General features: G+C 68.4%; 9 protein-coding genes and 1 pseudogene. 7 read left to right on the forward strand and 3 right to left on the reverse strand.

What is annotated here, in order from left to right:
• Positions 1-77: 77 nt before the first annotated feature.
• Positions 78-560, forward strand: a pseudogene (locus AC08OJ_RS16115) (peptidoglycan-binding domain-containing protein); the annotation flags it as partial.
• A gap of 81 nt (positions 561-641) precedes the next feature.
• On the opposite strand, the gene AC08OJ_RS16120 reads toward AC08OJ_RS16115, so the two are convergent.
• The 3 genes from AC08OJ_RS16120 to AC08OJ_RS16130 all read right to left on the reverse strand — a co-directional run bounded on the left by AC08OJ_RS16120 (position 642) and on the right by AC08OJ_RS16130 (position 3,803).
• Entirely contained in the window at positions 642-1,769 is a 1,128-nt protein-coding gene (locus tag AC08OJ_RS16120) for a glycerate kinase (RefSeq protein ID WP_476596158.1), read from the reverse strand.
• A 7-nt stretch (positions 1,770-1,776) separates the two neighbouring features.
• Positions 1,777-2,832 (reverse strand): adenosine deaminase, encoded by a 1,056-nt coding sequence (gene add / locus AC08OJ_RS16125; protein WP_476593919.1) that lies wholly within the window; start codon positions 2,830-2,832, stop codon positions 1,777-1,779.
• A 134-nt stretch (positions 2,833-2,966) separates the two neighbouring features.
• Positions 2,967-3,803 (reverse strand): undecaprenyl-diphosphate phosphatase, encoded by an 837-nt coding sequence (locus AC08OJ_RS16130; protein ID WP_476593918.1) that lies wholly within the window; start codon positions 3,801-3,803, stop codon positions 2,967-2,969.
• Positions 3,804-3,853: 50 nt separating this feature from the next.
• Here AC08OJ_RS16130 and AC08OJ_RS16135 point away from each other — a divergent pair, with 50 nt between their 5' ends.
• From AC08OJ_RS16135 to AC08OJ_RS16160, 6 genes are all read left to right on the forward strand, one after another.
• A complete protein-coding gene (locus AC08OJ_RS16135; RefSeq protein WP_476593917.1) occupies positions 3,854-4,003 on the forward strand; it encodes a hypothetical protein in 150 nt (49 codons plus the stop codon).
• 412 nt (positions 4,004-4,415) lie between these two features.
• Positions 4,416-4,802 carry a hypothetical protein gene (locus AC08OJ_RS16140; protein WP_476596160.1) on the forward strand — a complete coding sequence of 129 codons (387 nt, stop codon included), beginning with the start codon at positions 4,416-4,418 and terminating at the stop codon, positions 4,800-4,802.
• A gap of 81 nt (positions 4,803-4,883) precedes the next feature.
• Positions 4,884-5,561: a glycosyl hydrolase gene (locus AC08OJ_RS16145; protein ID WP_476593915.1), complete on the forward strand. Its 678-nt coding sequence runs from the start codon at positions 4,884-4,886 to the stop codon at positions 5,559-5,561.
• Between the two features lie 343 nt (positions 5,562-5,904).
• Positions 5,905-6,630: a response regulator transcription factor gene (locus tag AC08OJ_RS16150; RefSeq protein ID WP_476596161.1), complete on the forward strand. Its 726-nt coding sequence runs from the start codon at positions 5,905-5,907 to the stop codon at positions 6,628-6,630.
• 27 nt (positions 6,631-6,657) lie between these two features.
• Positions 6,658-8,091, forward strand: a complete 1,434-nt coding sequence (locus tag AC08OJ_RS16155; RefSeq protein WP_476593922.1) for an ATP-binding protein — start codon at positions 6,658-6,660, stop codon at positions 8,089-8,091.
• 275 nt (positions 8,092-8,366) lie between these two features.
• The gene (locus AC08OJ_RS16160) at positions 8,367-8,990 is read left to right on the forward strand and encodes a hypothetical protein (RefSeq protein WP_476596162.1); all 624 of its coding nucleotides are present in this window, start codon (positions 8,367-8,369) and stop codon (positions 8,988-8,990) included.
• Positions 8,991-9,006 lie beyond the last annotated feature (16 nt).

A 9,006-nucleotide genomic window follows, 5' to 3' on the forward strand; every position in this document is an offset into this window, starting at 1 on the left:
GGACATAACCGTACCGAGGCAATCACAGGGGAACCCCAAACACAGATCAAATGATCAACTTATTTAATGACGATCCCTTTCAGTGGGGGATGCGGGAGTTCGGATGGCAGGAAGAGATCACCGACTCTCCCGGCGGTTACGGTATCGGTACCCACCAAATGGGTGGCCAGGCGTGGGGAGGCCACAATTGCCCGGGTGAAATCCGGGCCAACCGACGCCGGGACATCCTCGCCGCCGCACGGCATAACGGAGTCGGCGCAGCCGTCGATCCCCGGCACCGTTACGACAACCGTCCAACCCTGCGGGAGGGATCGCGTGGTCCGGACGTCGTGGAGCTCCAGAACACCCTGAACATCATCTTTGGCCATGAGGCCCCCACCGGTGATCCCAACCGGATAACGCCGGATGGCGTGTACGGGCCACGGACCACTGCCCGGGTGGCCTCCCTACAGCGCTATGCCGCGCCGTGGTTCGGCCGCATCCCGGACGATGGGGTCTGCGGGCCCAACACCTGGCGGAAGATCGGTTACCTCCTCACCGGGATGAACCGCCGGGTCTGACCCACAGACCGGGCCCGGGCGGTCCCCCGCACCGGACGGTCCCCCCCATACCAGCCGCTCCCCGCACCGGTCGGCTCCCGCTCACCGGGCGGTCGTGGCCCGGCGGGCCAGCTCGGCGCCGGCCCTTCGCAGCCACCGGAGCGGCTCAGCCATCGCCATAGCCGACCCCCCGGCAAGATCGACAAGGGCGATCTCGGCCCGAACCCCCTCCGGCCGGGGGGCGTCAACCCGCCCAGCCACCAGGAGCACAGGCACCTCCGCGTCCCGCGCCAGCGTGAGGACTCCGCCAACCACCTTGCCGGACAACGAGGTCCGGTCGAACCTGCCCTCGCCGGTCACCACCCAGTCAGCGCCGGCGAGGGCCGCCGGCAGGCCCGCCGCCTGGATGATCGTCGGCAGGCCGGGGAGCACCTCGGCTCCCCAGGCCGCGGCGAGGCCGTAGGCGGTGCCGCCGGCGGCCCCGGCTCCCGCGGCGTCGGGAGCACCACCCAACAGGTGGGCAAGCCGACGCAGCCCCTCCTCCAGCCGGGCGATGTCCGCGGGTCCGGCACCCTTCTGCGGCCCGAATACGGCGGCGGCGCCGGCAGGGCCCAGCAGGGGCGCGTCGACGTCGACGAGACAGTACGCTCCCCCAGCCGGCACCGGCCGCAACCCGGTCAGATCGATGTGTGCGAGCGACGTGAGGGCGCCGCCGCCGGCGGCCAACGGCCGGCCGGCCGCGTCGAGGAACCGGGCACCCAACGCGGCGAGGGCACCGGTACCACCGTCGGTCGAGGCGGAACCACCCAAAGTGATGAGAACGCGGTCGACTCCGGCGTCGATCGCGGCGGCGACCAACTCGCCGAGGCCCACGGTCTGTGCGCCCAACGGATCGAGTTCCCGCATCAGTGGCAACCCGCTCGCCCTCGCCAGTTCGATCACCGCGGTGCCATTGGGCAGCGACAGCCATTCGGCGTCGTGGCCCCGCCCGTCCGGACCAGTCACCCGCGCCGGGTGCCGCTCCGACCCGGGTACGCCGACGGCGAAGACGTCGAGGGTGCCCTCGCCACCGTCGGCGATCGGTACTCCCACGACCTGATCGTGGGGCCGCTCGGAGCGCCAGCCCGCACCCAGCGCCGCAACCACCTCGGCCGCGGTCGCCGATCCCTTGAACGAGTCGGGTGCGAGGACCACCCGCGCGGGCCGGTGGGGGGACGGTACCCCCGTCATCGGAGCGTCACCGGCCGTCGGAGCATCCCGCGTCGACGGAGCGTTCCTGACCGGCTGAACCAGCCGGCGTCGTCAGCGGGGCCGCGGCGGCGAGCCACCCATCGATGCCGGCGAGGGCCGCTGTCCGCACCTCGATCGGCGCGGCTCCGGATTCCACCGAGCTGCGGGCGCAGGCGGCCAGTTCCTCGTCGGTCAGGCCCAGCGCCGATCGGCACAGCTCGTACTCCTCCAGACAGGTGGGCCCGAACAGCAGCGGGTCATCGGCGTTGATCGAGCATCGCACCCCGGCCCGCAGCAGGGCCGGAAGCGGATGTTCGGCCATCGACGGGACGACCGAGAGCAGCAGGTTGGACGTCGGGCAGACATCGAGGCAGGTCCCTCGTTCGAGGAGGGTGTCGACGAGTCGGGGATCCTCGATGGCGCGGATACCGTGCTGGAGACGATCAGCATCCAGGGTCTCGATGGCGCCACGCACCGACGCGGGACCGTCGAGTTCCCCGGCATGGGGGGTCGAGAGCAACCCGCCGTCGCGCGCGATCCGGAACGCCGCCACGAACGGCTCCGGCGGCCAGCCGTTCTCGTCGTTGTGCAGCCCCAGGCCGACGATGCCCCGATCGACGTAACGCAGGGCCAACTGGGCCACGGAGACGGCCTGTTCGGGGGAGTCGAAGACCCGGTCGATGGCCGCCATCCAGCGGACGGTCACCCCGTACCGCGCGCCGATCTGATCCGATCGGGCCAGCACCGTCTCCCAGGCGGCCTCCGCGCTCCCGAAGACGCCGAGATGGGCGTACGGCCAGAAGCTGGGTTCGAGGTAGGTGACGCCCTCATCCGCGGCATCAATGATCATTTCGTCGACGAGACGTTCGAAGTCCTCGGGCCGGCGGAAGACCGGCAGGATGCCAGCGATCACTTTGCTGAAGCCCCCGAACTCGGTGAACCCCGTGGTGCGGGGAGTCGGAACGCCCGCGGCGGCGGCCAGGTCGGCCAGTGTCGACGGCCGCATCCCCAGCTCGAAATGCAGATGCAGATGGCCCTTGGGCAGCGAACGCAGATCCCGCATCACAGTCCTTCCTCCGTGGCCGCGCGGCCGGCCGTCTCCCCATCCCGTGGGACAACCATGAACCCGCAAGACGGTGGATCGAAACTTACGCGGTCGAGCCGCCCCGCGGGAGCCGGACGAGGATGGTCGCCGGCTCAGGTCGCCGGGACGATCCCGGTGGCCACGAGGAAGAGCACGGTGGCGCCGAGCGCCAGCCGGTAACCGATGAAGACGCTGTAGCTGTGTCTGGCAATGAACTTCAACAGCCAGGCGATCGCGACGTAGGCGACAGCAAAGCTGACCACGGTCGCGGTGATCGTCGCCGGCCAGCCCACCCCGTCGGCGATGTCGCCGGACTTCGTGAGGACCTGCAGCGCCGCGGCCGCCATCAGGGCCGGGATGGACAGGAAGAAGGACAGCCGGGTCACCGCCACCCGGTCCAGGCCACGCAGCAACCCCGCCGACATGGTCGCCCCGGATCGCGAGATACCCGGGATCAGCGCCATGCACTGCACGATGCCGATCACCAGGGTGTCCTTCCACGTCACGTCCTCCTCGTGACGTTTCTGGGTACCGACGTGGTCCGCATACCCCATCACCCCGCTCCAGAGGATCAGCGCACTGCTGACGAACCACAGGCTGCGTAGCGTGGTCTCGATCTGATCCTTGAAGGCCACCCCGACCAGGCCGATGGGAATCGATCCGAGAATGACGGTCCAGCCGAACCGATAATCCGGATGCTCCCGCCAGGCGGGATTGCGCACACCGCGGCCCCACGCCACCAGAATGCGCCGGAAATCATGCCGGAAGTAAAGCAGGGTGGCGAAGACCGCACCGACTTGGATGATCGCGGTGAAAGCAGTGATGTCCGGGTCGTCGATGTCGTGGCCGAGTAGCTTCTCCAAAATTGTTAGGTGTCCGGTGCTGGACACCGGCAGAAATTCCGTCAGCCCCTCGACCGCGCCGAGAAACACCGCTTCCAGGACGTTCACATGGACCCTTCCGCACCAGTACACGCCACCTGCTGATCGCAGGGCAGCGTATGACGACGAGGATCATCCGTGCGCCGCGACCTCGGCATGTGGTGACGGTCGGGGTCGCACAGGGCGAGTTCGACCTCGGGCTCGCCGTCGGGCTGACCACGCCGGGGACTCGTTACGACTACCCGATGCGGGACCGATCCGGGCGGTGAGGATCGCCACCGATCCGGTCGCGGTCGTTCTGCCCCGGGATCATCCGCTGGTCGGATGCTCCGGGCCGCAGCTCGGGAACCTGGCGGACGCCCATTGGATCGATGTTCCCGACGCCGAGGCCACGGTCGCGGACCTGCGTGCCGTCACCGGTGGGGCTCGCGCTGGTCCGAGCACTCGGCGGCTGACGCCGAGGCCGGGTGCCGATAACCGACGTTTCGTCGGCTGCTTCGCATCGGGTTGGACGCGACAAGAGCCGAGCAGGTTACCTGAGAGACAGGCAGGTTAAACGAAAAGCTCAGGCGGCACCTTTGGGTGTGGCGTGGGCGTCACGTGCCTCCGCTTCCGCGGCCAGACCCTGACGTAACGGTAGAATACGTGACACAATCCACCAAGAGCACGAAGGGGGCGGCCGTGAGGCGTCGCCGTGACCAGGCCGGCGGTACCTCGCGTCAGTGGCGGATCGGGCTGCTCGGCGCGGGTGTTGCTGGGATCGTGACGGTTCTGGTCGCGCTGGGGTTTGTCGTCATTGGAGGAGCCGGCGAGGAGAAACCGGCGACGAGCCCTCCCGCGGGACGTGGCGTGGCGTGGCCGTCAGGGACGAACGCGAACCCGCCGCAGGATCTCGCCGGGTGGGAGCGGTGGGTCGGGCGGCCGACGGATGTGGTAGTGGTGTTCACGGTGCGGTCAAACTGGCAGACGATCACCATGGACGACTGGCCGATGTCGGATTTCCGGCCCGACTCCTATTCGGGGGTGCTGTCGGTGGCCCAGCCGCTTTTCTCCCTGGATGGCAGTTAGGCGGCCTGTGAATTCGTAATAAAGTAATTAATGCAAGCCAATATGCGTCTTCGCAGGTCACGGGCTCGCGAGGACCCCGAAGTGAACAAGTTATTTCATTCCGAATCCTGTGCCCGTGGCGAGTACGACGGGCACTGGGCGAAGTTCTGTCAGACGCTGGTGCGGAACGGTCGGCCGGATGCTATCGTGCGGCTCGGCTGGGAGTTTAATGGCGAATTGATGCCGTGGCACGTGCAGGACACCGGCCTGTGGAAGCAGTGTTTCCGGCAGGCGGTCACGGCGATCCGGAGTACGTCGCCCCAGGTGCGTATCGATTGGAACATAACCTCGCACAAGGATCGGATGCCTAACGGCTGGAACGTCTGGGATGCCTATCCCGGTGATGACGTCGTCGATATCGTCAGCGTCGATGCATATGACTCCTACCCGGCATCCGTGGACCAGGCTTCCTTCGATGCGCAGTGCCGCAAGGATTCCGGAGCCTGCACGGTCGCTGCATTCGCCCGGGAACATGGCAAGCAGTTCGCTGTACCAGAGTGGGGGATGTACCACAAGACCGGCGGGGGTGGAGACAACCCGTTCTACGTCGAGAAGATGTTCGAATTCTTCGAGGCAAACAAAGACATACTAGCGTACGAGGCGTACTACAACACCGCCGAGACCGGAAATGTATTCTCGGCCCTCCAGCCGCCATCGCTCAGTCCGCGTTCGGCCCAACGATATCTCGAGCTGTTCGGAGCGCCTGCACCCACATCTTGAGTAGCGACTTCGAGCAGGGAAGATCCCTCCGCGGCGAGAACCCGGGCCGGGCGAGAGGCGACGGATGGGTCTCCGTCGCCTCTTCAAGGCGATAGGTGACTGGTGGCGGTCTGTTGTGATCGTCAATTCCTGATCCGTGATCTACGGAGGTAGGTAGAGGCAGAGCCGGTGCCCGGCAATGAGCATGTCGATAAACCACCGCCAGTTACCGCCCACTTTCGCATGGAATTCACATCTTTCTTGTATGGAATGCGGGGTGCGACGAGCCGCTGACCTCGAGGGCCGAGGGTGGAGCCCGCCGGCCGGGCTGGCGGGGGCTAAAAGGCGGCGGGAAGAGGTGGGGATGGGTGAGGGAGACCCGGCCAGGGTGCCGCGGGTGCTGGTTGTCGACGACGAGCCGAACATCGTGGACATGTTGGCAATGGCGCTGCGGTTTCACGGGTTCGAGGTCACCACGGCGAGTAACGCGCGCGAAGCGGTGACCGCGGTGGATGCGGATCGTCCGGATCTTCTGGTGCTGGACGTGATGTTGCCGGACGGGGATGGCTTTGAGCTGTGCCGGCGGTGGCGGGAGTGCGGCGTGGAGGTGCCGGTGGTGTTCCTGACCGCGCGGGATCATCGTGCGGACAAAGTCGCGGGGCTGACCTATGGCGGTGATGACTACATCACGAAGCCGTTCGCGATCGACGAGCTGGTCGCCCGGGCCCGCGCGGTGCTGCGCCGGACCCGGCGGGAGCCGGCATCCACGCCGGTGCCGCCGGCGCCGGTGCTCGTGTTCGCCGATGTAACCCTGAACGAGGACACCTGCCTGGTGACCAGGGCCGGTTGCCCGCTCGCGCTGTCACCGACCGAGTTCAAGCTGCTGCGGTATCTGCTGGCTAACCCGAACCGGGTGCTGTCCCGGGAGCAGATCCTGGCCGCGGTGTGGAGGCCGGATTTTGTCGGCGGCGCCACAGTGGTCGACCAGTACGTCAGCTACCTGCGGCGCAAATTGGCCCCGCACGGCCCGCCGCTGATCCACACGCGCCGCGGGTTCGGCTACCTGGTGCGCGAATCCACCCCGGTCTGAGGTCACGGTGACAGGAGGAGCGTCGTGATGTTGCGGACCCGGCTGATGCTTGGCCTGCTCGGGCTGATGACGGTAGCGCTGTCTGTCGCCGGAGCGGCGAGCGCGTTCGCGTTGCGGTCCTATCTCGTCGATCAGACCGACAGCCAGTTGCGCGGGGCACAGACGTTGCTCGGCACTCGCGGACTCGCCTTGATCGCCTCGGCGTCGCCGCTGCTCGGCGGGACTGAGTTGCAACGGACGGTGGCTCCGACCGCGTTCGTGGTGGAGTTGCGGCGGCCGAACGGGGCAGTACTGGCCGTCGCCGGTGACGCCGACATCCCGGTACCCAGCGGCGAGCTGCTCGCTCACGTCGACCATCTCGACAGCCGGATCCAGGCGGGCGCGCCGTTTCCGCTGAAGGTAGGAGGTGTCTTCTACCGGGCGGTGGTCGGAACGCTGCCCAGCGGCGTCACCGACCTGATCGCGCTGCCGATGCGACCGGTGGCGAATACCACGACCCGGCTCGTCCTGGTCGAGGCCGCCGCTGGTGCAGCCGTACTCACGTTGACCGGTACGGCGGCTTGGCTGTTGCTCGGCCGGGGGCTACGCCCGCTGCGGGACATCACCCGTACGGCAGCCGCCATCGCCGGCGGCGACCTGGCTCGGCGGGTCCCGCCGGGGCGTCCGCGCACCGAGACCGGTCAGCTCGCGGCGGCGCTCAACACCATGCTCGGCCAGATTCAGGCAGCCTTCGAGGACCGCCGGCGGTCGGCCGACCGGCTGCGACGGTTTGTCGCGGACGCGTCGCACAAGCTCCGCACACCGGTGACCTCGATCAGGGGATACGTCGACCTTCTGCGCCAGGGCATTGTTCCGCCGGCCGGTAGGGACGATGCGCTACGCCGCGTCCAGGACGAGGCCCGGCGCATGGGCACTCTTGTCGACGACATGCTCTACCTGGCCCACCTCGACGAGGCCCGACCCCTGGAGCAGTCCGCCGTCGACCTGGCTTCCCTCGCCCGCGACGCGGTCGCCGACGCCGCCGCGGTCGAACCCGACCGCCCGCTGCGGCTGCGCGCCCCCGACCACTGCCTGGTGGTCGGCGACCCAGACGCACTCCGCCAAGTGATCGGTAACCTGCTGGCCAACGTGCGCGCCCACATCCCACCCGGCACCCTGGCCGAGGTCAGCCTCACTGCCACTGACGGCCAGGTGTGCCTGCAGGTCCGCGACTTCGGACCTGGGATGAGCCCGACTGACGCCGAACGCGCCTTCGACCGCTTCTACCGGGCGGCCGGCAGCCGCGGCGGTGGCCGGACCGGTAGCGGCCTCGGGATGGCGATCGTCGCCGCCATCGCCGCCGCCCACGGCGGCACCGCCACCCTCGACAGCGCCCCCGGTGCTGGCACCACCGTCCGCATCATCCTCCCCGCCCGCACAGGGGAAGAATTGGCCGCAGGCCGGCCCGTCAACCTCCTCTGACCGGGGCCGTGGAGCGATCCCGTTTCGACCAGTGACGCCGCGTTCACCGCCTCCGCGGGTTGTCCGGTCATAGCAGGAAAACTGCGAACCCGGATGTGTCTCACATCTTGCCGGGAAAGGGTGCTCATTCTGGGCTGATGTTCTTGCCTTGCTGGCAGGGAACGCGGGCACAGCCGGTCCGCGGAAACCGTGACACCCAGCCGGCTGGCTCCCACGGTCACCCGTCGGGGCCACCTGACCATCTCCGATGTCCCGAAGGCAGGTGTCCCGTTCCCATGAACCTTCATGCTCCGGTCCGTCGAGGTCTCGCAACGGCTACCGTTGCCGGCGCGGCGCTGCTGACCATCGCGGCCTGCCAGCCTGGCACCCGGGTAGTGACCGCCGCGCCGGCGACAGCGACCGCCGAGCAGGCGACCGTCCAGCCAGCCTCAACGACACCGGTGCCGGCGGCGACGTCGGCTGCCGCGACATCCACGGATGCGGTCGGGAAGGGTGCCGGCGGGCCGGGCTCCCTGACCGTGGCCATCACCTCCCCGGTGGCGGTCTCCGGCCACGTCGACACGGTGGTGAGCTGCCAGACCGCGGACGCCCGCTACGTGGCGTCGGCCAGCGGCTCGATCCACGGCTACGCCGTCTCGGACGTCGTGCGGGTGGCCGGCTACCACGGGCCAGGGAGCTACCAGGCTTTGATGACCGTGTCGATGACCGGCCCGGATGCCCACTACGCGGTCACCGCCGTACCGGCCACCGCGCAGGTCACCGCTACTGGTGGCGACGTCTCCTTCTCGGCGACGACCACCGGCGGCCGAACGCTCGCCGGTTCGATCGGGTGGGCCTGCTCCGCCTCGTTCTGTCTTCCGCACATGGGGTTTCGATGCGTTGACCGGCCTGGTTTCTGATCAAGGTGGTCGGGTC

Source organism: Frankia sp. CgKIO3 (assembly GCF_977946435.1).